Source organism: Algicola sagamiensis DSM 14643, from assembly GCF_000374485.1.
GTDB lineage: Bacteria > Pseudomonadota > Gammaproteobacteria > Enterobacterales > Alteromonadaceae > Algicola > Algicola sagamiensis.
This window is the reverse complement of the sequence record NZ_KB894511.1, coordinates 1-19,874: the sequence shown is the minus strand read 5'-3', so window position 1 is coordinate 19,874 and position 19,874 is coordinate 1. Positions and strand designations below refer to the sequence as shown.

Below are 19,874 nucleotides of genomic sequence, written 5' to 3'. Positions count from 1 at the left end.
AAAGAACAATGAGTAAAAACCAAATTCATTATAACGATGCACCGATTGAGCAAAAGGAAGTAAAGGCGTGGTTTCATGGGGAGCAGCTTCTGGGGTTTGATGAGCATCGAGCGCGATTGGCCGCATGTCATGTGAAGGACTGTGAAACGGAAGGGTGCCATGAATTCAGCCCTAGGTTCTACGCGATTTGCGATAAATGTCGTGCTGAAAAACGTGCTGAAAAAGAAGAAGAAAAGTATCGAGATGCAGAATCAAGAGACTATCAAGACGGGGACGTTCTTTACTCGAATCAATTTGATGAATACTTCTTTAGCTTAGAGGACTTGGAAAGTCTCATGGAAGAGGATGATATAGCGGTAGGGGATCTTCACAGACTGCAACTTTACTTTTGCAATCCAATCTATCCCAGACACATTGATATGGATGATCACCTATCCAATGATCTCGCAGAAGAAAACAGTGCCGATGAAGTTCTCAGCGATGAATGTATCGATTTGGTGGAGAAGTTAAACACTGCACTCATGAAGAACAAACCCATTAGCTATTTCCCCTCGAATATCGCTGTAAATCTGGATTCGATTTTTATTGGAGAAACACCATGCGACAAGTAAATGAGGCGCTGTACACAACCAAAAATGGTGAGTTTTACCACCCGGATATTCCAGCAGATTTTGATTATCAGTCATTGAAGAAATGGAGTGAATCAAACGGCATCGAGCTTCAAGGGTGCTGGATGGATGAGAGCTACGAAGAAAACCTCTTTGATGAGATCAGCCACATACGCAAGTGGAAGCCTGTTACACCAAATGGGTATACCCTACTCGCTAAATTCCATGATGAAGATGGCAATGGACCTTATGCGTATTTTGGGAAGAAAGTGGAGGGTGAGACATGCCAAAGCTAAAAAACAACTTCTCATGCCCAGACTGTGGTTCAACCGTAAAAGCATGGGCTGATTTAGATGCTCAAGTCACTTTCGAGATCAGCAAAAGCGGCAAGCTAGTTAAACGCATCATCGAAAATGTGCAGCAAAGCGATGGTCGTTGTGGTGTCGAATGTTCTAAATGTTCGTGGGCAGTATATGGAGAAGACATGGACGATGATAGCCCATTCGCAAAGTTTGTTGGTGAAGCGCTTGGGCAACAAGCGGATATCCAATTTCTTACAGCCAAGCGTGTTTAAAGGGAGATTCATCATGGAACCAACCAAAAAAGTTGAGAGTTTACGGCCTTCGCACAATGTATACATGGAATACGAAATTGAAGTGATTGACCAGGAAGAACAGGACACATCCGTCGAATTATCCGGCCACTTCTACATATGCGGGGCAAGTCGTAATGAATTCGCTGAGAAGCTTGGAAAGCTAATAGACGAATACCGAATATAGGGCGCGAACTGATGAAAGTCGAAACATCTCAAGTAACGAAAATACACATCTCTAATATTGAAGGGATTGAGCCGATAACGGTGATTTTAGAGGATCTAGGCCAGAGTTCTGGAAAGCTCATAGTGAAGTGCTCTTATGAAGTTTGGACATGTCATTTAGCATGGGAGGAAGAATCATCATTTATTGAAACTATCAGCTCTATGAATGTGGAATACTTGCAAGCTTACTTGAGTGGTTCTGAGCAATTCATTATTGATGGTGAAAAGGTTCAATCAGATATCCTACACCTCAGACGAAATAAGAAACTGGACCGAATAACAGCAAGAAAGCTTTACAGTGTAAGTTTTAAGCAGTTTGTTTGTATTTGGCTAGCAGAGAATGAAAAGCTTATAGCTCGCATATATGGAGGTGCTCACCACGCAGTCCCCCATAGAGATAATTGGCACTACCTCTACGAACGGAAAATCTTTCAGGCTGTAAAGGATGGGATCGCGTCATTTTGTCATGATAAGGAAGCTGCGTGATGAATATTGAAACCTCAAAGGTGAATAAGCTTCATATCTCCAATGTCGAGGGAATTCCCCCTGTAACAGTCATTTTGGAGGACGTAGAAAATTGCTCGGGAAGACTTACAGTCACGTGTGGCAAAGATATATGGATAATCAGACTAACTTGGAAGCATGAGCCATCTATTGAAAAGTACGTTGCTTCTGATGAGTTTTATTCAATCTACACGCCTGGGCGTTTACATGATCTTTTAGGAAATTCAGAACGGTTTTCAGTAGATACGCAAAGCATTAGAAGCGATATCTTGCGCTTAAGACGTGCAAAAAGGCTAAACCAGCGCCAAGCAAGAAGACTCTTTAATTCTTGTTCAAGCGATTTTCATTTCGATTGGTTGAGTGAGAATAGGCGGCTGATAAACCACCTATATGGTGGCCTGAATTATAAAGTCCCGCGAGTCCAAAGTTCACAATACATCTATGAACGAACGGTTTTTAAAGCCGTTTCAGATGGACTTTTAGCTGTGTATCAAGATGAGGAAGCAGCATGAATTTTCAGTCATCACCTGGGTATGAAAGTGAGAAACTCAAAGAAAAGCTACTGATGACGCCTAGCCAACGCAAAGCATTTCGCAAGTTCAAAAAAGCCTATGACGAATGTATTGAAGAAGGTATTCGGTTCGAAATGTATGGGACTGGTGGGGATTCAATCATCGCTCTTAATGGAAATAACATTGATGACGTGAGTGATGATATTGAAGGCATTTTATTGGATGAATTGTTCTATGACTGGATGCACTTTGATGCATGTGCATGGGTTGATTGTGAAGTTTACGTAAGACCTAAAGAAGGGATCGACTTATGAGCATACCAAACTGGTCAAGTACCTCCCAGATTAAGAAAACCAAGCTCGGCAAAATGCTAGGCCATATGAGGGTTCAGAAAGGGATCCATTTGGGGATCATGGCTAAGGATCTCCAGCTCACCTCAAGTTATCTAAGTGGTATTGAACTTGGAAGAATCGAGGTTACGGAAAATCTGATACACCGCATTGCTGAGTACTTCGAATTAGACGCAGATGGCACACATGAATTGATGTTGTGTGCTGGCCTAAATGAAACGATTGATAAAGCGAGTTAGGAGATTTAACGATGGATTATCCAGTGATACATCACAGCTACGAGATAGGTAGCTATCAGCAAATTAAACCACCAGCAAAGAAAAAAGCACCAGAGTTATCGTTAATTGAATGTCGTTTCTATACGACAAGAGAGGTCTTAGACATACTGGGCATTACCGCACCAACACTGTATAAATGGCAAGACGAAAAAGGGTTCCCCAGACCGAAGATCCAAAGTAACCCTAATCGATTTTTAAAAGCAGAAGTCGAATCCTGGATTCAAGTGAATACAACCCAGAATGTGATTATTGATTTAAATTGAAAGCCCACCTCGCCCTAGTAGGCGAGGCAACCCTTTCACTGCCACTGCGTACAAAATTGAATAGCTCGCATTTGTGTACCAAACTGTGTACCAAAAAACAAAATTCAAAATTGAGACTAAAATTAAAATCAATAAAAACAGTAATTTAAAACGGAATCTAACTCCATTTAAAGTAATGACCAATACCGTCAAGAGACATTTGTACAGCGATCATCACAAGGATCATCCCCATCAAGCGTTCAATCGCGGTTAATCCTTTCTCTCCGAATAGCTTATGTAAAGTCGTTGAGAACATCAAAATAATCGATGAAATACCCCATGCACCAAGTAATGCGATGGTCCAGTCCACCATACGATTTGGATCTTGGTTACTAAATAGAAGGAGTGCAGCCAAAATCGATGGGCCAGCAATCATTGGGACTGCCAGAGGTACTAAAAAAGGTTCTTCACCTTCTGGCAAACCTGCTACACCGCCTGGTTGTGGGAAGATCATACGGATCGCAATCAAAAATAGAATAATCCCACCAGCAATACTCACCGCTTCTTGCTTCAAACTCAGGAAATTGAGAATTGACTGACCTGCGTAAAGGAACATCAACATAAATACAAGTGAGATCAGTAGCTCACGCACTAATACCTTGCGCTTTCGCTCCTGCGGCACGCCCTTCAATATCGACACCACAATTGGCATATTGCCTAGCGGGTCCATAATGAGAAATAAAGTAATTGCCGCAGATAATGTATCCATTGTTCCCCCATGTGGTTTATTCAGCACTAAAATTAAATTTGGTCATATTCGTCTATAAAACAACCACCTTTATTCAACATAGCTGCTGAATAGAAAAGTTCTTAAAGTGGTTTGGTTTCACTTGGAACAAAGGTTGGATTCTTAGACGGCTAAAAGGCTATCATATGCCGTAACGCTGACCAAGAATATCTTTAGGAATTTTGCATGAATTTAACGACACCCGCACTCTTGTTTCCGGCGATTTCGCTCCTTCTTTTGGCTTATACCAATCGCTTTCTCGTTCTCGCTCAATTGATTAGGCAGCTCAATACAAGAGATAATCAAAATTTACGCGGGATGGTCATCCGTCAAATCGATAATCTCAAGAAACGCATCGTACTCACCAAAACAATGCAAGCCTTTGGTGCACTCAGCTTTCTTTTATGCACATTCTCAATGGCAGCACTATTTCTAGAACAACAAATGCTAGGGCGCTGGATTTTTGGATTAAGCTTGGCTTCATTGAGTATCTCCCTACTCATCTCAATCTATGAAATCCATATTTCCTGTGATGCTATTTATATAGAATTGGAATGGATGGAAAGTAAGAAAAAAGAAGGTGTGTTGGATGATAGAAGATCATGATTTTGATGTCATCATTGGTGCAAGTGGTGGCCTCGGTGATGCTGTATTAAAGCAATCTATACAGGAAAAGCCCATCAAACAAGTGGTCGCGATCAGTCGAAGTACAAAGCCACTTGATTACGACCCGAAGTTAGGCTGGTTTCAAACAGCGTATCATGAAGATGCCATTCAATCTTGCTGTGAGCAGTTGGCTTCACTTCAAGGGAAAGTTCATCGAGTTTTCATTTGTACTGGTGTACTTCATGGTACTGATTTCTTTCCAGAGAAAAAACTAGAAGATCTGGCTGAATTATCCATGGAAAAAGTCTATCATGCGAATGTGGTTGTTCCCATGTTATTTATCAAGTATCTTACCCCGCTTCTTCGTAGAAAAAACGCTACGATTGTCAGTGTATTGAGTGCCAGAGTTGGGAGTATCGAAGATAATCAACTTGGTGGCTGGTATGCTTATCGTGCATCAAAGGCTGCACTCAATATGATGTTAAAAACAACTGCCATTGAATTTTCGAGAAGGGCAAAAAACGTCAAAATCATCGCATTTCATCCTGGAACAACGAATACTTCTCTTTCCAAACCATTTCAGGCAAATGTCAAACCTGAAAAACTATTTGCGCCTGATTTTGTGGCAAAACAACTTTCTCATTTAACTTTATCAATTCAACCTGATGGTGCATTATCCTATTTAGACTGGAACCATCAACCGATCAAGTGGTGAATATGACTCAAAAACTTTTTTCTGCAACCGATATTGCACAACTGGATGATCGTTATCGAGCATCATTCGTGAATAGCCTTTCTGGCTTTAAAAGTGCAAACCTTATCGGCACCACAAACACAACTCAACAAAATAACTTAGCAATCGTCAGCTCAGTATTCCATCTTGGCGCGCATCCGCCTTTGATGGGTATGATCTCTAGACCTCACGTCACCAGAAGAGATACGCTTGAGAACATACTGGAACTGGGTGTTTTTACAATCAACCATGTCCACAAAGACTTCACAGCACAAGCACATCAAACCTCGGGACGATATGTTCAGGACATTTCGGAGTTTGATGCTGTTGGACTTACACCCGAATTTCTGAATGATTTTCCCGCACCTTATGTCAAAGAAAGTCAAATCAAGATTGGGTTGAAACTGATTCGAACAGAGACTATCCCTGAAAACAATACAGTCTTGATTATTGGCCAAATAGAAGCGGTTCATCTTGATCCATCACTTGTCTTATCCTCCGGTTTTATTGATATAGAAAAAGCAGGTACCGTTGCTGTATCTGGTCTGGATAGTTATTATGAAACACAACGCATTCAACGTTATGCTTACGCTAAACCCAACCAAGAGACCAAATCAATATCCGATTCATGAGCAAAAATCAGTATCCATGATTGAACGTTCCATTTTGGGTCTATGTTATCCATTGGATAAGAGTCATTCCTCACCAAAACCCAGAGATTTCCATTGCATTGTCTGAGATTCAAAGGAAGAGAAAGCAGCGCACTTCGGAAGTAATCCAAGGATCATCTGGAGTGTGATTTGTGCTTGGTAACTACCAATCATGCCAAGTATTGGACCGAAAACACCCATTGTCTCACAATTTTGTGAAATTTCGCTTTCATATTCGCGAGGGAACAACTGTTCAAAGCAAATCGAATCATGCTGGCCAAAGTCAAACCACCCCACTTGTCCAGCGCTTTGGAGTGCTGAACCAAAAATATATGGAAGACGGTTGTTTTTGGCAAATTGGTTTAATAAATATCGAGTTTTTCGCTGATCGGTACAGTCTAATATGACATCCACATCCCCAATTATCGTATTGATATTCTTTGTACAAAGCCGCACCGTTACTGGAAAGATCTGAATGCCAGGGTTTTGTGAGTTCAACTGAATCGCAGCGACTTCTGCTTTGAACTGGCCAATATGATTTGGACGATACAGGATTTGCCGCTGCAAGTTACTTCGCTCCACTTTATCATCATCGACCAGCGTCAGTTTCCCGACGCCCGCTGCTGCAAGGTATTGTGCAACCGGGCACCCGAGCCCTCCCATACCCACGATCACAACATGTGCATTCATCAATTTGTGCTGTCCATGCTCACCTACCTCTGGGAGCATGATTTGCCGGGAATATCTTTGGAAGTCTTTATCCGTGAGCATTCGATTTCCCAATCATCTTCTGAAAAGCTTCTACGTCTGCTTCTAAATTCTTGGATTCTGTCACCGCACGAACAACGGCTAGACTTTTCACGCCCGTTTCGAGCACCTCTGGCGCACGTTTTCGATCAATGCCTCCAATGGCGACATGTGGGATGTCTTGAATGAGAGCAACGTACCGTTTTAACTTTTCAAGCCCTTGGATCTTACCTGACATATCTTTTGTGGTTGTCGGATAGATGGCACCAAAGGCAATGTAACTTGGCCGGCATTGCATCGCTGTGCAAATTTCAAAGTACCCATGAGAACTTACACCAAGGCGAAGCCCTGCTTTTTGAATAGCTAGTAAGTCTGCGGTTTCCAAGTCTTCCTGCCCCAAATGGACACCATATGCCCCAAGCTCAACCGCAAGTTCCCAATGATCATTAATAAATAGCTGTGCGCTTAATTTTTTGGCAAGTTGGATCGCTTTGTCAAGTTTATCTCTCAACGCAAGTCCTGACTCATTTTTGATCCGTAGCTGAATCGTCTCTACGCCTAGATCCAGCAGCTTTTCCACCCATTCAACACTATCCACAACAGGGTAAAAGCCAAGCGGGTTGAGCCTACAGGAAGAAAAATCTGACTCATGGTGACTCATGTCGCGTTTTGCTGTGTGAAGTTGTACTGTTGGATAATGCTCCCAGTCTTTTGGCCAACCAAGATGTTTCACCGCGCCAACACCTTGTCCTATTCGTTCAGAAGCACGGAGCCCTTGTTGAATATAAGCACTCGCTAAAACCATCGCATCTGGGATTGGATAAGACAGCGCCATAGAAGCAGCCAATGCAGATGCATAAGAGCACCCTGTTCCGTGGGAATGAGGCGTCTTCACACGATAATTTTCTATTGTGTATTCTTTTTCATTGGAAAAATATGAATCGACACAACGATCTGTCTGCTCACCATGTCCCCCAGTGATCACAACATGTTCAACCCCAAAGTCTTGGATAGCATCCGCTGCCTGTCGTAAGGGTAAATCATCAAATAAGGACAGCCCTGTGAGTGCAGTCACTTCCAAGAGGTTCGGAGTGATCACATCGACAACTGGCAATAAATCTTGGCGAATAATTGGCTGCAACTCCCCTTCTGTCAGCACTTCTCCTGTCGATGCCACAGCAACGGGATCGTAAACAATTTTGCATGGCTTCTCCCATGTTGATTTTGCATGTTTGATGAACGCACTCAAAATTTCGACCTGACGATGGGTTGCAAGTAATCCGATTTTGATCACATCAGGTTGAATATCTTCTGCAAGTGCATTGCACTGTGCGAGAAAAGATTCATCAGATACAGGGAAGATCCCATTGATGCCCATTGAATTCTGAGCCGTGGTTGCAGTGATCACGGTGCAACAGTGCACGCCAAAGTCATGACAAGTGAGAAAATCGGCTTGGATCCCAGCCCCAGCGCCAGAGTCTGAACCCGCAATGATCCAAACAACAGGTTTGTGATCCATCAATAATTCTCCTGTTTCCAAAAGGGTTGACCAATGGTTGGTGTACTTGGTTTTGCAAGTGCTCGCTCAGGCATGATCCCGCTCAAAAAACCTTGCCGTCCAGCTTTTACCGCGTCCTGAAATCCACGCGCCATCATGACGGGTAAATGTGCCTTGGCTACCGCGGTATTCAATAAAACACCATCCATGCCCATTTCCATTGCAAGGCAAGCATGCGAAGGACGACCAAGCCCAGCATCAATAATCATTGGGATCTCCGGAAATCGATTTCGTAGCACTTCCAACGCATATGGATTGAGCAAACCTTTCCCGGTTCCAATCGGTGCTCCCCAGGGCATCAGCACTTCACAACCGATATCCAGCAAACGTTGACATAAGATCAAATCATCGGTGCAGTAGGGTAAAACATGGAATCCATCTTTCACGAGCAAATCAGCGGCTTCAACCAACAAAAATGGATCCGGTTGTAAATTATAGTCATCACCAATCACCTCAAGCTTGATCCAGTTCGTCTCAAATACTTCTCGGGCCATCTTCGCAAGCGTAACCGCCTCTTGTGTAGAGTGGCACCCTGCTGTATTGGGCAGGAGCTGTAAACCAAGTTCCTTGATCATATTCCAGAACGTATTTTGTTCTGTTCCCAACGCTTGGCGTCGCAATGATACTGTGATGATCTCTGCCCCAGAGGCTGTTATCGCTTGCTGCATGACCTGAGGGGATGGATAAAGTGCTGTGCCTAATAACAACCTTGAGGTGAATTCTTGTCCAAATAAATGCCAATTATCTGTCACACTAACCTCCTTGAATTGGCGAGACAATATCAATGACATCGTCTGGTTTGAGTTGATATGTCGCATGCTTCGCTTGTGGTAAAAAGACTTCATTAATCGCAACTGCAAAAGGCGGCTGAAACGACTGCGCTTTAATCAGGGCACTCAAAGAACTGGATGAAATTGTGAATTGTTTCCCATTAAGCCAAATGTTCAACATAACCTCCTTCAATTGATTCAATTGGGTTCTGAATAACTTTGAAAACGGACTCAGCGATTGCCGGACCAAGTAAAAACCCATGCCGATATAAACCATTCACTCGGATCACCTGTTCATGGACAGACACTTTTGGCCGATGATCAGAAAAAGCAGGCCTCAGTCCAACCTGCATCGCCTCAACCTGCGCCTCTGCAAATCCATCCGAAACACTGTAAGCCGCTGAAAGTAATTCAAGGACAGAGCGCACCGTAATTGGCGCTTGTGATTCTGTTTCTATTTCCGTCGCCCCAATCACAAAACGATGGTCTGGCTTCGGGACGATATACAATGGATAACGAGGATGAAGCAGACGAACAGGACGAATCAAATTCACATGTGGTGCACGAATACGGATAATTTCACCGCGTACGCCACGTAGTGATTGATATTCAACTTTTGCGCCTATCCCTCGACAATCAATGATCCAATCAAATGCGCTTTGCTTGGCCTGTCCTGAGACTTCGAGCCAATGGACTCGGTTTTGAAAGGTTTGGACCACTTCTGCTTTTTCAAATACATGAACATGCTCATACAGCCACTGTGTGGTCCTCTCGAGAAATACATCATTATCTAAATGGCCTTCTCCCGTGACCAAACACCCCTCCAGCCCTTTTGCCAGTCCGGGCTCCATTTCATACAAAGTCTGCTCGTTTAATGGGTGGCTCTTATTCTGCCTGGGGATCCGCTGAATAAAGTCAGTCAGTTCATGTTTATCTTGGGGGTGGCAGATAATCAACGATCCTTGTCGGTGTAGGGCGTGAGGTATCCCCAATTGCTTCAAAATGTCAGACCATCGCTCAATCGCACGATCAGCCATCGGGAGCAATTCTGTTGGCATATGAACAGACTCTGATTCTGGCGCAAGCATTGCCGCAGCAATACTCGCTGTATTCCCTTTGTGATCAAGTGTCTTCTTTTCAAATAGGGTCAGCTCAGCCTTCAAATCATTGAAGGCTAAGGCTATCAAGCGCCCCATCAATCCCCCACCCAGAATGGCAACCTTCATGAGGGACTCACAGGTTGGTATATTTCAGCACCTTTTTCTTGAAATTCTTTCGACTTCTGAGCCATCCCTTCTTCCATGGTGGCAGCATAGTCACGTACATCCTGAGAAATCTTCATCGAGCAGAACTTAGGGCCACACATGGAACAAAAGTGGGCCACTTTACTCGATTCCTGCGGTAAGGTTTGATCGTGGTATTCCTTCGCGCGTTGTGGATCAAGGCCTAAATTGAATTGATCTTCCCAGCGAAACTCAAACCTAGCTTTCGACAACGCATCATCTCGCTTCTGAGCACTCGGGTGACCTTTGGCTAAATCTGCCGCATGGGCCGCAATTTTATAAGCAATCATTCCTTCTCGAACATCTTCCTTATCCGGTAAGCCGAGATGCTCTTTCGGTGTGACGTAACACAACATTGCACAGCCGTACCAGCCTATCATCGCGGCACCAATCCCTGACGTAATGTGATCATACCCAGGCGCGATATCTGTCGTGAGCGGGCCAAGTGTATAAAATGGCGCTTCATGGCAATGTTTGAGCTGTTCATCCATGTTTTCTTTGATGAGATGCATTGGCACATGTCCGGGTCCTTCAATGATGACTTGAACATCATGCTTCCAGGCAATTTTTGTCAGTTCACCCAAAGTTCTTAGCTCTGAGAACTGTGCTTCGTCGTTTGCATCCGCAATACTGCCTGGGCGAAGCCCATCCCCGAGACTAAACGTCACATCATAGGCCTTCATGATTTCGCAGATTTCTTCAAAGTGCGTGTATAGGAAATTCTCTTGATGATGCGACAGACACCACTTTGCCATGATGGAGCCACCACGAGAGACAATACCCGTCACACGTTTTGCGGTCATTGGGACATAACGAAGCAATACGCCTGCATGAATGGTAAAGTAATCCACACCTTGCTCTGCTTGTTCAATCAAAGTATCTCGGAAGATTTCCCAACTTAAATCTTCTGCCAAACCGTTCACTTTTTCCAAAGCCTGATAAATGGGAACCGTTCCTATCGGTACTGGGCTATTTCGGACAATCCATTCTCTTGTTTCATGAATATTCCGGCCAGTGGACAGGTCCATCACTGTATCCGCGCCCCAGTAAGTTGACCAAATCAGCTTCTCAACCTCTTCTTCGATTGAAGAAGTTACAGCGCTATTGCCAATATTCGCGTTCACTTTCACCAAAAAATTACGTCCAATAATCATTGGTTCTAGCTCGGGGTGATTGATATTCGCAGGGATCACGGCGCGTCCAGCGGCAATCTCCTGACGCACAAATTCAGGTGTAATTTCGATTGGAAGCCCTTTCGATTGGCAAACTGCTTGTTGGGTTGCACGCCCCATATTCTCTCGGATGGCAACATACTCCATTTCTGGCGTAATGATCCCCTGCTTTGCATAATGAAGCTGGGAAACATTTTTCCCTGATTTTGCACGTAAAATACTCGTCTGAGAGTGAAAGCGAAAATCATCAAGGCTGAAATCTAGCGCTCTAGCTTGACTATAAGTCGACGACTTTTGATTCAACACATCCGTATCATCTCGTGATATGACCCAGGCATGCCTTAACTTCTCCAACCCCTGCTGCACATCTACTTTGACGTGCTCATCGGTATAGGGCCCAGAAGTGTCATAGACGCGAATGGGTGCATTCTTTTCGAATTGAGGGACTTCGCCTTGGATCGGCGTATCATGGAGTGTGATTTCCCGCATTGGCACACGTATGTCATGGCATTCACCAGATACATAAACTTTCTTTGAGCTTGGATAAGCCTGATGGGATAGTGATTCGATAAATGCCTTTGCAGTGGCACGTTTCTCACGTCTGGTGCTCATACTTTTTCCTTTGTTTTTCAAGGTTGAGCTTGCCAGTTGAGAGCAAATAAGCGTGAACAACAGCTTTACTCACAATAGTGATGCTGTTGCTCTGGTTGGATACTTGTTCCCTCCGCAGATGTGAATCTGTTCAGGTTCAGCGGATCCCGCTAATGCGATCTCAGCTCAGGTCATCGACCATGAGCACTCCGACAAGATTTAATTCGAGCCAAGTCTACGCCTCGAAATCACAAAATTCAATGGATCTCAAGGATTAAATCGTGTTTAATATTGTCTATATTTGTACATTTGATATTATTTTGTACACTTATATACATCGTAAACACGGAGGAACTATGATCCAAACAGCAAACAATACCGCGATTGAACCCGGTCGACTCGGCCAGGTTGCGGCGAAGTTATTTTTAAATATCACGGAAGAGTGGGGTCTCACTGATGAACAGCGACTCATTCTTGCTGGCGTCAGTTCTCGTTCAACCATCGCAAACTGGAAACGTAAATCAATGGCGAAGGAACCAATCCACCTCAGCCGAGACACTCTTGAGCGGCTGTCATATATCAGTGGGATCTACAAAGCACTTCAAATTTTGCTCCCGCTGCCAGAGCAATGGGCACAATGGGTCCATAAGCCGAATAAAGTTTTTGGTGGCCAAACCGCTTTGGATAAGATGCTGGCAGGAAATGTGCTGGATCTTGCAGATGTTCGCCGATACTTGGATGCACAGCGAGGACGATAACGTGGCCTTTGATCGTGAGCAAACCAAAACACCAGTCGAGATTTCAGGCATGAGAAACTATCGACTGATCCCCAGTCACTTTCCCCCGATTCAGCTTTTTGAACATCTTCTCGATCCAGAGGAGCTGGAAGTGGCTTATGCATTGGAAGCACTCACAAATGATCGACTACGCGACGAAGCGGGCGATATTGCATTAGTGGAGCCTCATGATCGCATGGTAGGTCCTGGAAGCAGTGCGATCATGGCTGCATTTACCCATGCGGGCTATGCCAGCCGATTCACAGATGGCAGTTTTGGGGTCTATTATGCCGGCCTATCCATTGAAACCGCTATCGCAGAAACCGTTTTCCATCGAGAAAAGTTTCTGGGTGCAACCAATGAGCCACCATGCCAAATCACAATGCGAAGCTACATCAGTCAAACACAAAAACCACTTCTCGATGTGCGTTCTCAAGATTACTCGCATTTATATGATCCAACGAATTATCAGCCTTCACAGGCATTTGCCAAACGAGTCAGAGAACAAGATGTCTGGGGCTTGGTTTATGAGTCTGTTCGTAGACAAGACACACATTGTATCGCAATATTCCGCCCCACAGGTTTAACACCAGCAAAACAAGGGAGTCATTATCAATACCATTGGGACGGAAGACGTATTTCTGATGTATTAAAGATTGAAAAGGTTAAATATTGATCGCATCTTGTTCATAAGTTCTGATCTCGATGGTTGTTCCATCTGGGTCACGAATAAAAATGCTCAGCCCATCGCCTTTTGCACCAAAGTACTCACCCGGTCCATTCAAAATTGGAATATTCATGTGTTGAACACGATGATAGACCCGCAACCACTGCTCGGCTGACGTAGCAATACAAAAATGGTTGAGATTTTCTTGTGTGCCTTGAGTGCTTTTTTTTGCCACATTTCTGGTGGGAAAATATCAATCACGCAGGTCGGAGATAATCTTAATGCAGGGAAGTGACGCTCACCATCTAAATACTCTTGCCAATGAACAAATAGCATGTCGAGTACTTTGCCATAAAACTTCATGGTTTTCTCGACATTTGTCGAATTGAGTACGATATGATCAAGTTGATACATGGTTTAACTCCTTCTAATGTACCTATTCAGGATAATTGGTCCTTTATCTATCTACTAGCAAAAAAAATTTAATAGCACCAATTGAAAAATTTGAACAAGGCTCAAGACAATTCTAACTTAACAACCTCACCATTTTTCTGTAGACTCAGCCATCAAGATTGTACCAAGGGGTGCTCACTGAGCTGAGATGTTGCCATCAACAAACCCTTCGCACCTGATCCGGCTAATACCGGCGTAGGAATGGTCTTTAAGAATCTCCTGGCAGTTGGCCGGATCTCGAAATAATGAGATCCAAGAATGAAGTTAGTACTATCTCTCCTATCAGCAAGCCTGTTAAGCGCAGCAAACGCGAAAGCATCTAACAATATTGAACGTATTCAAGTTCAAGGTGATTTTCGCCAAACCAATATCATGGATGTACCTTCCCATGTGACACTGATTGATGAAGCCCAGATTGAGCGACGCCAAGCACAACACCTTGAAAGCATTTATCAAAGCCTCGCCAATGTGAACTTTTCTGCGGGTGCTTCGCGAGGGAAATTTGTTCAAATTCGTGGCATTGGCGAGCGCAGCCAATTTACAGACTCAATCAATCCATCGGTCGGCATGACAATTGATAGCATAGATTACAGTGGTCTTGGTTTGGGGAGTAGTCTATTTGACATCAACCAAATCGAAATCTTTCGTGGTCCACAAGGCACCCGTTTCGGTAACAGCGCAATGGCTGGCATGATCCATATGATGTCTACTGCACCAGAAGACCAATCAATCACAAAGCTAAAACTCGGCGTTCAGCAATATGGTGGCAAACAATTGAATATTGCGAATACTGGACCACTTTCTGACTCTCTCAACTATCGATTTTCTTACAGTCAATTTTTACATGATGGTTATCAAGAAAACCAATTCCTCCGAAGAATTGACACCCAAGGTTTTGACGAGCAAACTGGGCGGTTTCAGCTAGCATGGCAAGCAAGCGATACATTAAAACTACATTGGACCACGCACTGGATGGATTTTGACAATGGTTATGATGGGTTTAGCTTAGACAACACGCGTCGAACATTTTCGGATAAGCCCGGACAAGATACACAAAACACACTTGCCCACGCGCTTAATGCTAAGTTCAGTGGCTTCAACCTTTTTGACTTGGAATCAACAGTCACTTTGAATGATACCGAAACGCAGTATGGTTATGATGAAGATTGGACATATCCCCGCTTTCACCCTGATGGATATGCTTCTGAGGATCATTATGACAGAAAGCATCAACAGTTGACGCTTGATAGTAGAGCCATTTCAAAAACACCTGTATTTTCTGGTCGAACAGACTATATATTTGGCCTCTATACGAGCCACAAAGAAAATAATCTCAACCGAAAGCAATCTTATCACAGTGAAGAAACCACTCAGCAAGTTGCACTCTACTCGCAGTTAGATACTCGGTTATCTCGCGACTTGACGCTGATCACTGGCTTACGTTTCGAACAATATCAGTCAGATTTTACCAACTCCCATCAGCTCAATCTTAAACATCAGGAAGATCTATGGGGAGGCCAAATTGCGCTTCATTATCAAATCCATGCCAATCAGTCTGTATTTGCTCGCTGGTCTCGTGGTTACAAAGCAGGTGGCTTTAATGGTGAAGCATTAAGTAAAGCAAAAGATAATCCACACTTTGCTGATATTTTAGCAAAACATGGAGACTTTCAAGCAGAAACGCTGATTTCGAGAGAGCTTGGTCTGAAAGGGGTTAGCCAAGATCAAAACCTACAGTATCAACTCACTTTCTTTCACAGCAAACGTCAGGACATGCAAGTGAAAGGCTGGGCAATAGAAGCTTCTGAGCATGACTTCACTGGCTTTATTGTCAATGCAAATGGCACTAATTATGGCCTTGAAGCAGAATTCCAATTTCAAGTAGCACAGGACCTAGAGTTGTCTGCTGCTGTTGGCTATTTAAAGACAGAACTCAAAGATTTTGTGACTTCAACTGGCATTGATCAGTCAGGAAGAGAACAAGCACAATCACCAAATCTCAGCTACAGCACCAACCTCTTATATGACATCACAGATGCCTTCTCCTTCAATACAACGATAGAAGGAAAAAGTGCATACTATCTTTCCGATAATCATGATACCAAAACTGATGATGTAACTTTACTCCATGCAGACATTACTTATCAGCAGACACAGTGGCAAATTTTATTGTGGGGAAAGAACTTAACAGATGAGACTTACCCTGTCCGCGGGTTTTATTTTGGAAACGACCCCAGAGATGGATACACTGAACATGCATATTATCAGTTTGGTGCACCAAGAGAATTTGGACTCACTTTCACAATGACATTCGAATAATAGGAATATATGCATGAAAATCTCCGTTGAAATTAGCAAATACCCCCTTGCGGATGAGTTTATTCCAGCCATTAAAGCATTTATCGAAAGACTCAATGAGCATGAGAACGTGACAATCATCACCAATACAATGAGTACTCAGATATTTGGTGATATTGATATCGTTATGCCACTGTTGCACCAGGAGATGAAAAAGAGTTTTGAGACATACGGAAAACAAGTGTTCGTCTGTAAGTTTTTCAATAAGGACCTTACCCCCAAATGATCGATCATCTTTTGCAAAGCTTGATGGCAACAAGTTATTGGGAAATCGCGGCAATGCTGCTTTCCATAACCTACTTGCTGCTTGCAATGCGCCAAAATAGTTTGTGCTGGTTCGCAGCTTTCGCCAGTACTTCAATTTACCTCGTTATTTTCTGGGAAGTAAACCTGCTGATGGACTCTATTTTGCAGTTTTACTATCTCATCATGGCTGTTTATGGCTTGTACATCTGGCAGTTTTCACAAAAAGAAAAAACGATGCTTCGAATACAAAGTTGGTCGTTTAAGAAGCATTCTATCTTTATCATCTCGTTGGCTTGTATCAGTTTAATTTTGGGTTTTATGATGGATAACTATACGCAAGCTGATTTCCCATATATCGATAGTGCTACAACCTGTTTTAGCGTATTTACCACATATTTAGTCGCTCAAAAAGTCTTAGAGAATTGGCTTTACTGGATCGTAATTGACTCAGTTTCAGTCTATATCTATTTCGAAAAGTCTTTAATCCTTACTGCATTTCTTTTCGTGCTTTACACAGTCTTGGTTATTTTTGGATATTTCCAATGGAAATCAGAGCACAATCGTGCCACCCCATTGACTCAGCCAGCCTACAGCTGATCCAAGCATTCTTTTCGGATGACCCAATCGAGGATATCCAGCCACTCAAAGGTGGCTGGAATAATCCGGTGTTCAAAATAACTTGTTCATCTGGAAAACAAGTATTATTCCGTCGGTTTGAAAAAGAAGGATTAGCAAGCCAACAACAGCAGTTGGAAATCCAAAAATACCTATCAAAGCTTCATTTAAGCCCAAAAGTACTCTATGAATTACCAGAGTCTCTAGGGTTTATCCAAGCGTTTGTTATCGGTGAACATCATACAAAGCTCACTGTTCAAAAAATCCAGTATTTAGGTAGGCAGCTTGCGCAATTTCATCAATTTCCCTTCAATGTATCTAAAGTAAACCTTCAGACACTATATGACGAGGTGAGATCTGATGATCAAAGGCTACATGCTAAATTAAGTAAGAGTCTGGACGTACTTCAAGACATGAAACCTCGATATGTGGTGAGCCATGGCGATCTCGTGCCACAAAATATCCTGTGGCAACAAAAGCAGTGCTTTTTTATCGACTTTGAATATGTACACTTACAGGATATAGGTTGGGACCTTGCCCAGATCAGTGTTGAATTTCAATTCACACAAACCCAAACCCAAAAGCTCATCTGTTCATATGAATCAGTATCACCTATCACAGATATAAGCTCTTACCATATTGAACGCCGCGTTGAATTACTCAAGCCAGTCTATGCCTGGCTTTGCCAGAAATGGTGGCTGCAGTCTTCACATCCAGAGCCAAATGCAGCCAAACGATATACACATATACTCGACGCGTATCGCGACTAAATTCCGCCGATCCTCTCTGCAAAGGTCTTATAACGCTTTACATCTTCTTCATCAAAAAGCGGATTCCCGTCAGCATCCTTCTCTTTAGAAATCAAAAGGTGCTCACGTTCGAGTCTTTCGACGCGTACATCTTGAATACCTAGGAATTCAGCGACCTCGGTTACTGTCATTAAAGCCATGAATACCTTCCTCCTCGAAAATGTTCTAGATTAAGAAAAAAGTAGATTTTTAATAGTAAAGCGTAGATTACGAAAAATTGCGAAGTTCAGCGGTATACAAAGGATGAAATCTTGTAGCTGATATATTTCATACAATCGATCATCATGTTCAGGTAGAGGTTCGGTACAGGAAAAGAGGAACATGAATGAAATCGCATTTTATACCAATCGACCTAAAATAATGATCTAAAGAGCTATAGTCAAATCTGGTGTATGACATGATCATGCAGCATCCTGTTGATCATCCGACGTTACTTTTTCTCCATCCTTGAATTCAACGCCTGCAATGACATCAGCTAGAAGGCGATAGCCTCTCAATCGACGCCATTTATTTTGTGCGGTTACCAGCAGCTTATAAGCCATCGCCAGCGTTGTTTTTCGACTGCCACAATGCTTATTTTTCGTGGTTCTTAAACGAACCGTCGCAAACACGGACTCGATTGGATTTGTCGTTCGAATATGTTGCCAGTGCTCCGCTGGGAAGTCGTAAAAGGCCAATAAACTTCCCTTGTCCTTCTTCAAACAAGCCATCGCACCTGGGTATTTGGCTTCAAACCGCTTTAACGTGGTCTCGAAAGCATGGTAAGCATCTTTCCTTGTCTCCGCTTGCCAGATATCATGCAACGCTTCTTTTATCTTGGGCTGAACAGACTTCGGCACTTTGTTTAAAACGTTTGCTGTCTTATGCACCCAACAGCGCTGCATCTTTGTCTGTGGCCAGTGCTTTGCTAAAGCATTCCAAAAACCTAAAGCACCATCACCAACAGCTAACTTGGGTGGGATGGTTAATCCCTGCGCTGTCAATTGGGTCAGCACTTCTAGCCAACTGGCTTCTGACTCACGATAGCCATCAACGACGGCTAAGACTTCTTTTCGGCCTGTTTCATCTGAGCCGATAATGACCAAAAGGCATAAGCGGTCATCCATGCGAACGCGGCTATAGATGCCATCTGCCCAGATATAAACATAACGTCGATGACTGAGATCCCGTTGACGCCAATCATCGTATTCCTGCTCCCAAAGCTGCTTGAAACGGCTCACTGTATTTGCAGAAAGCCCTTTTGCACCTTCACCCAACAAAGCTTCGAGTGTCGGTTGCATTTCCCCTGTGGATATCCCTTTGAGATACAGCCAGGGAATAAATTCCTCAACAGCTTTCGTCCGTTTCAGGTACGGGGGCACCAATGTGCTATTGAACTTCACGCCATTGCCTGAGCGATCTCGGACTTTCGGCACCTGAACTTGAATATCGCCAAGGCCAGTTTGAATAGTCCGTTCTGGTAAATGCCCATTGCGAACGACCGCTGGCTTACCATCCACTTGAAGCGTTTCGTATTGTGCCAACAACTCGGCCACTTCAGCTTCAATGGCTTTCGCGAGGAGCGCTTGTGCCCCTTGCTTTAAAACGTCGTTCAGTGGATCTATTTCTGGTGATTTCAGTGGCGATACTTTATGATTTGTCATGTGGTGTTTCTCTTTGTTGACTATTGATTTGCGAGATCAATCAACAGATTAGCACCACATTCTTTTTCTCACCTCATACACCAGAAATCATCATAGCTC

29 protein-coding genes and 2 riboswitches are annotated in these 19,874 nt (G+C 43.4%); of the genes, 18 read left to right on the top strand and 11 right to left on the bottom strand.

Annotated elements, in window-relative coordinates; all coding sequences use genetic code 11:
* The first annotated feature begins 8 nt into the window (after positions 1-8).
* The 9 genes from C505_RS23940 to C505_RS23055 are packed head-to-tail and all read left to right on the top strand — an operon-like array spanning position 9 to position 3,332.
* Positions 9-611 carry a hypothetical protein gene (locus tag C505_RS23940; protein ID WP_018694325.1) on the top strand — a complete coding sequence of 201 codons (603 nt, stop codon included), beginning with the start codon at positions 9-11 and terminating at the stop codon, positions 609-611.
* Positions 599-904, top strand: a complete 306-nt coding sequence (locus C505_RS0119495) for a hypothetical protein (protein WP_018694324.1) — start codon at positions 599-601, stop codon at positions 902-904. The genes C505_RS23940 and C505_RS0119495 overlap by 13 nt, the downstream gene beginning before the upstream one ends.
* The gene (locus C505_RS0119490; RefSeq protein WP_018694323.1) at positions 892-1,182 is read left to right on the top strand and encodes a hypothetical protein; all 291 of its coding nucleotides are present in this window, start codon (positions 892-894) and stop codon (positions 1,180-1,182) included. Before C505_RS0119495 ends, C505_RS0119490 begins: the two co-directional genes overlap by 13 nt.
* A 13-nt stretch (positions 1,183-1,195) precedes the next feature.
* The gene (locus C505_RS0119485; RefSeq protein ID WP_018694322.1) at positions 1,196-1,387 is read left to right on the top strand and encodes a hypothetical protein; all 192 of its coding nucleotides are present in this window, start codon (positions 1,196-1,198) and stop codon (positions 1,385-1,387) included.
* A gap of 11 nt (positions 1,388-1,398) precedes the next feature.
* The gene (locus C505_RS0119480; protein ID WP_018694321.1) at positions 1,399-1,911 is read left to right on the top strand and encodes a hypothetical protein; all 513 of its coding nucleotides are present in this window, start codon (positions 1,399-1,401) and stop codon (positions 1,909-1,911) included.
* Positions 1,911-2,441: a hypothetical protein gene (locus C505_RS0119475; RefSeq protein WP_018694320.1), complete on the top strand. Its 531-nt coding sequence runs from the start codon at positions 1,911-1,913 to the stop codon at positions 2,439-2,441. The genes C505_RS0119480 and C505_RS0119475 overlap by 1 nt, the downstream gene beginning before the upstream one ends.
* Complete coding sequence (locus C505_RS0119470) at positions 2,438-2,755, top strand: hypothetical protein (protein WP_018694319.1); 318 nt, start codon at positions 2,438-2,440, stop codon at positions 2,753-2,755. The genes C505_RS0119475 and C505_RS0119470 overlap by 4 nt, the downstream gene beginning before the upstream one ends.
* Positions 2,752-3,030, top strand: coding sequence for a helix-turn-helix domain-containing protein (locus tag C505_RS23060; protein WP_018694318.1), 279 nt, complete (start codon positions 2,752-2,754; stop codon positions 3,028-3,030). The genes C505_RS0119470 and C505_RS23060 overlap by 4 nt, the downstream gene beginning before the upstream one ends.
* 11 nt (positions 3,031-3,041) lie before the next feature.
* Entirely contained in the window at positions 3,042-3,332 is a 291-nt protein-coding gene (locus C505_RS23055; protein WP_018694317.1) for a helix-turn-helix transcriptional regulator, read from the top strand.
* 157 nt (positions 3,333-3,489) lie between these two features.
* On the opposite strand, the gene C505_RS0119455 is transcribed toward C505_RS23055, so the two are convergent.
* Entirely contained in the window at positions 3,490-4,080 is a 591-nt protein-coding gene (locus C505_RS0119455) for a YhgN family NAAT transporter (protein ID WP_018694316.1), read from the bottom strand.
* A 204-nt stretch (positions 4,081-4,284) separates the two neighbouring features.
* Here C505_RS0119455 and C505_RS0119450 point away from each other — a divergent pair, with 204 nt between their 5' ends.
* Genes C505_RS0119450 through C505_RS0119440 form a run of 3 tightly spaced genes read left to right on the top strand, consistent with a single transcriptional unit; the run spans position 4,285 to position 6,069 of the window.
* Positions 4,285-4,704: a DUF2721 domain-containing protein gene (locus C505_RS0119450; protein ID WP_018694315.1), complete on the top strand. Its 420-nt coding sequence runs from the start codon at positions 4,285-4,287 to the stop codon at positions 4,702-4,704.
* Positions 4,688-5,419, top strand: a complete 732-nt coding sequence (locus tag C505_RS0119445) for an SDR family NAD(P)-dependent oxidoreductase (protein ID WP_018694314.1) — start codon at positions 4,688-4,690, stop codon at positions 5,417-5,419. Before C505_RS0119450 ends, C505_RS0119445 begins: the two co-directional genes overlap by 17 nt.
* Positions 5,420-5,421: 2 nt before the next feature.
* A complete protein-coding gene (locus C505_RS0119440; protein ID WP_018694313.1) occupies positions 5,422-6,069 on the top strand; it encodes a flavin reductase family protein in 648 nt (215 codons plus the stop codon).
* A 63-nt stretch (positions 6,070-6,132) separates the two neighbouring features.
* On the opposite strand, the gene C505_RS0119435 is transcribed toward C505_RS0119440, so the two are convergent.
* Genes C505_RS0119435 through thiC form a run of 6 tightly spaced genes read right to left on the bottom strand, consistent with a single transcriptional unit; the run spans position 6,133 to position 12,229 of the window.
* The gene (locus tag C505_RS0119435) at positions 6,133-6,858 is read right to left on the bottom strand and encodes a HesA/MoeB/ThiF family protein (protein ID WP_018694312.1); all 726 of its coding nucleotides are present in this window, start codon (positions 6,856-6,858) and stop codon (positions 6,133-6,135) included.
* Complete coding sequence (gene thiE, locus C505_RS0119430) at positions 6,845-8,353, bottom strand: thiamine phosphate synthase (RefSeq protein WP_018694311.1); 1,509 nt, start codon at positions 8,351-8,353, stop codon at positions 6,845-6,847. The genes C505_RS0119435 and thiE overlap by 14 nt, the downstream gene beginning before the upstream one ends.
* Positions 8,353-9,183 (bottom strand): thiazole synthase, encoded by an 831-nt coding sequence (locus C505_RS0119425; protein ID WP_051090625.1) that lies wholly within the window; start codon positions 9,181-9,183, stop codon positions 8,353-8,355. Before C505_RS0119425 ends, thiE begins: the two co-directional genes overlap by 1 nt.
* Positions 9,146-9,340 (bottom strand): sulfur carrier protein ThiS, encoded by a 195-nt coding sequence (gene thiS / locus C505_RS0119420; RefSeq protein WP_026318103.1) that lies wholly within the window; start codon positions 9,338-9,340, stop codon positions 9,146-9,148. Before thiS ends, C505_RS0119425 begins: the two co-directional genes overlap by 38 nt.
* On the bottom strand, positions 9,324-10,388 hold the full coding sequence (locus C505_RS23050; protein WP_018694308.1) for an FAD-dependent oxidoreductase: 1,065 nt from the start codon (positions 10,386-10,388) through the stop codon (positions 9,324-9,326). Before C505_RS23050 ends, thiS begins: the two co-directional genes overlap by 17 nt.
* Positions 10,385-12,229: a phosphomethylpyrimidine synthase ThiC gene (thiC, locus tag C505_RS0119410; RefSeq protein WP_018694307.1), complete on the bottom strand. Its 1,845-nt coding sequence runs from the start codon at positions 12,227-12,229 to the stop codon at positions 10,385-10,387. The genes C505_RS23050 and thiC overlap by 4 nt, the downstream gene beginning before the upstream one ends.
* Before the next feature lie 90 nt (positions 12,230-12,319).
* Positions 12,320-12,430: riboswitch (TPP riboswitch) on the bottom strand.
* Positions 12,431-12,564: 134 nt separating this feature from the next.
* Here thiC and C505_RS0119405 point away from each other — a divergent pair.
* Together C505_RS0119405 and C505_RS0119400 are read left to right on the top strand one after the other, a co-directional pair.
* On the top strand, positions 12,565-12,966 hold the full coding sequence (locus tag C505_RS0119405; RefSeq protein WP_018694306.1) for an MbcA/ParS/Xre antitoxin family protein: 402 nt from the start codon (positions 12,565-12,567) through the stop codon (positions 12,964-12,966).
* Position 12,967: 1 nt separating this feature from the next.
* Positions 12,968-13,660, top strand: a complete 693-nt coding sequence (locus C505_RS0119400) for an RES family NAD+ phosphorylase (RefSeq protein WP_245556383.1) — start codon at positions 12,968-12,970, stop codon at positions 13,658-13,660.
* Here C505_RS0119400 and C505_RS24865 read toward each other — a convergent pair.
* Entirely contained in the window at positions 13,650-13,784 is a 135-nt protein-coding gene (locus C505_RS24865) for a VOC family protein (RefSeq protein WP_018694304.1), read from the bottom strand. The two genes, C505_RS0119400 and C505_RS24865, sit on opposite strands and share 11 nt — an antisense overlap.
* The gene (locus tag C505_RS23045; protein WP_051090624.1) at positions 13,781-14,065 is read right to left on the bottom strand and encodes a VOC family protein; all 285 of its coding nucleotides are present in this window, start codon (positions 14,063-14,065) and stop codon (positions 13,781-13,783) included. The genes C505_RS24865 and C505_RS23045 overlap by 4 nt, the downstream gene beginning before the upstream one ends.
* 156 nt (positions 14,066-14,221) lie before the next feature.
* A riboswitch (TPP riboswitch) is annotated at positions 14,222-14,323 on the top strand.
* Positions 14,324-14,362: 39 nt separating this feature from the next.
* On the opposite strand from C505_RS23045, the gene C505_RS0119390 reads away from it, so the two are divergent.
* The 4 genes from C505_RS0119390 to C505_RS0119375 are packed head-to-tail and all read left to right on the top strand — an operon-like array spanning position 14,363 to position 18,093.
* Entirely contained in the window at positions 14,363-16,423 is a 2,061-nt protein-coding gene (locus C505_RS0119390; protein WP_018694303.1) for a TonB-dependent receptor, read from the top strand.
* Positions 16,424-16,436: 13 nt separating this feature from the next.
* Positions 16,437-16,688, top strand: coding sequence for a hypothetical protein (locus C505_RS0119385; RefSeq protein WP_018694302.1), 252 nt, complete (start codon positions 16,437-16,439; stop codon positions 16,686-16,688).
* On the top strand, positions 16,685-17,305 hold the full coding sequence (pnuC, locus tag C505_RS0119380) for a nicotinamide riboside transporter PnuC (RefSeq protein WP_018694301.1): 621 nt from the start codon (positions 16,685-16,687) through the stop codon (positions 17,303-17,305). Before C505_RS0119385 ends, pnuC begins: the two co-directional genes overlap by 4 nt.
* Complete coding sequence (locus tag C505_RS0119375) at positions 17,251-18,093, top strand: phosphotransferase (protein ID WP_018694300.1); 843 nt, start codon at positions 17,251-17,253, stop codon at positions 18,091-18,093. Before pnuC ends, C505_RS0119375 begins: the two co-directional genes overlap by 55 nt.
* Here C505_RS0119375 and C505_RS0119370 read toward each other — a convergent pair.
* Together C505_RS0119370 and C505_RS0119365 are read right to left on the bottom strand one after the other, a co-directional pair.
* A complete protein-coding gene (locus tag C505_RS0119370; RefSeq protein ID WP_018694299.1) occupies positions 18,090-18,272 on the bottom strand; it encodes a hypothetical protein in 183 nt (60 codons plus the stop codon). The genes C505_RS0119375 and C505_RS0119370 overlap by 4 nt on opposite strands.
* 261 nt (positions 18,273-18,533) lie before the next feature.
* Complete coding sequence (locus C505_RS0119365; protein WP_018694298.1) at positions 18,534-19,775, bottom strand: IS256 family transposase; 1,242 nt, start codon at positions 19,773-19,775, stop codon at positions 18,534-18,536.
* Positions 19,776-19,874 lie beyond the last annotated feature (99 nt).

Coding starts and splice junctions, on each gene's coding strand:
- C505_RS23940 (WP_018694325.1), top strand. CDS start 9: ATGAGTAAAAACCAAATTCATTATAACGATGCACCGATTGAGCAAAAG.
- C505_RS0119495 (WP_018694324.1), top strand. CDS start 599: ATGCGACAAGTAAATGAGGCGCTGTACACAACCAAAAATGGTGAGTTT.
- C505_RS0119490 (WP_018694323.1), top strand. CDS start 892: ATGCCAAAGCTAAAAAACAACTTCTCATGCCCAGACTGTGGTTCAACC.
- C505_RS0119485 (WP_018694322.1), top strand. CDS start 1,196: ATGGAACCAACCAAAAAAGTTGAGAGTTTACGGCCTTCGCACAATGTA.
- C505_RS0119480 (WP_018694321.1), top strand. CDS start 1,399: ATGAAAGTCGAAACATCTCAAGTAACGAAAATACACATCTCTAATATT.
- C505_RS0119475 (WP_018694320.1), top strand. CDS start 1,911: ATGAATATTGAAACCTCAAAGGTGAATAAGCTTCATATCTCCAATGTC.
- C505_RS0119470 (WP_018694319.1), top strand. CDS start 2,438: ATGAATTTTCAGTCATCACCTGGGTATGAAAGTGAGAAACTCAAAGAA.
- C505_RS23060 (WP_018694318.1), top strand. CDS start 2,752: ATGAGCATACCAAACTGGTCAAGTACCTCCCAGATTAAGAAAACCAAG.
- C505_RS23055 (WP_018694317.1), top strand. CDS start 3,042: ATGGATTATCCAGTGATACATCACAGCTACGAGATAGGTAGCTATCAG.
- C505_RS0119455 (WP_018694316.1), bottom strand. CDS start 4,080: ATGGATACATTATCTGCGGCAATTACTTTATTTCTCATTATGGACCCG.
- C505_RS0119450 (WP_018694315.1), top strand. CDS start 4,285: ATGAATTTAACGACACCCGCACTCTTGTTTCCGGCGATTTCGCTCCTT.
- C505_RS0119445 (WP_018694314.1), top strand. CDS start 4,688: ATGATAGAAGATCATGATTTTGATGTCATCATTGGTGCAAGTGGTGGC.
- C505_RS0119440 (WP_018694313.1), top strand. CDS start 5,422: ATGACTCAAAAACTTTTTTCTGCAACCGATATTGCACAACTGGATGAT.
- C505_RS0119435 (WP_018694312.1), bottom strand. CDS start 6,858: ATGCTCACGGATAAAGACTTCCAAAGATATTCCCGGCAAATCATGCTC.
- thiE (WP_018694311.1), bottom strand. CDS start 8,353: ATGGATCACAAACCTGTTGTTTGGATCATTGCGGGTTCAGACTCTGGC.
- C505_RS0119425 (WP_051090625.1), bottom strand. CDS start 9,183: ATGTCATTGATATTGTCTCGCCAATTCAAGGAGGTTAGTGTGACAGAT.
- C505_RS23050 (WP_018694308.1), bottom strand. CDS start 10,388: ATGAAGGTTGCCATTCTGGGTGGGGGATTGATGGGGCGCTTGATAGCC.
- thiC (WP_018694307.1), bottom strand. CDS start 12,229: ATGAGCACCAGACGTGAGAAACGTGCCACTGCAAAGGCATTTATCGAA.
- C505_RS0119405 (WP_018694306.1), top strand. CDS start 12,565: ATGATCCAAACAGCAAACAATACCGCGATTGAACCCGGTCGACTCGGC.
- C505_RS24865 (WP_018694304.1), bottom strand. CDS start 13,784: ATGAATATTCCAATTTTGAATGGACCGGGTGAGTACTTTGGTGCAAAA.
- C505_RS23045 (WP_051090624.1), bottom strand. CDS start 14,065: ATGTATCAACTTGATCATATCGTACTCAATTCGACAAATGTCGAGAAA.
- C505_RS0119390 (WP_018694303.1), top strand. CDS start 14,363: ATGAAGTTAGTACTATCTCTCCTATCAGCAAGCCTGTTAAGCGCAGCA.
- C505_RS0119385 (WP_018694302.1), top strand. CDS start 16,437: ATGAAAATCTCCGTTGAAATTAGCAAATACCCCCTTGCGGATGAGTTT.
- pnuC (WP_018694301.1), top strand. CDS start 16,685: ATGATCGATCATCTTTTGCAAAGCTTGATGGCAACAAGTTATTGGGAA.
- C505_RS0119375 (WP_018694300.1), top strand. CDS start 17,251: ATGGAAATCAGAGCACAATCGTGCCACCCCATTGACTCAGCCAGCCTA.
- C505_RS0119370 (WP_018694299.1), bottom strand. CDS start 18,272: ATGGCTTTAATGACAGTAACCGAGGTCGCTGAATTCCTAGGTATTCAA.
- C505_RS0119365 (WP_018694298.1), bottom strand. CDS start 19,775: ATGACAAATCATAAAGTATCGCCACTGAAATCACCAGAAATAGATCCA.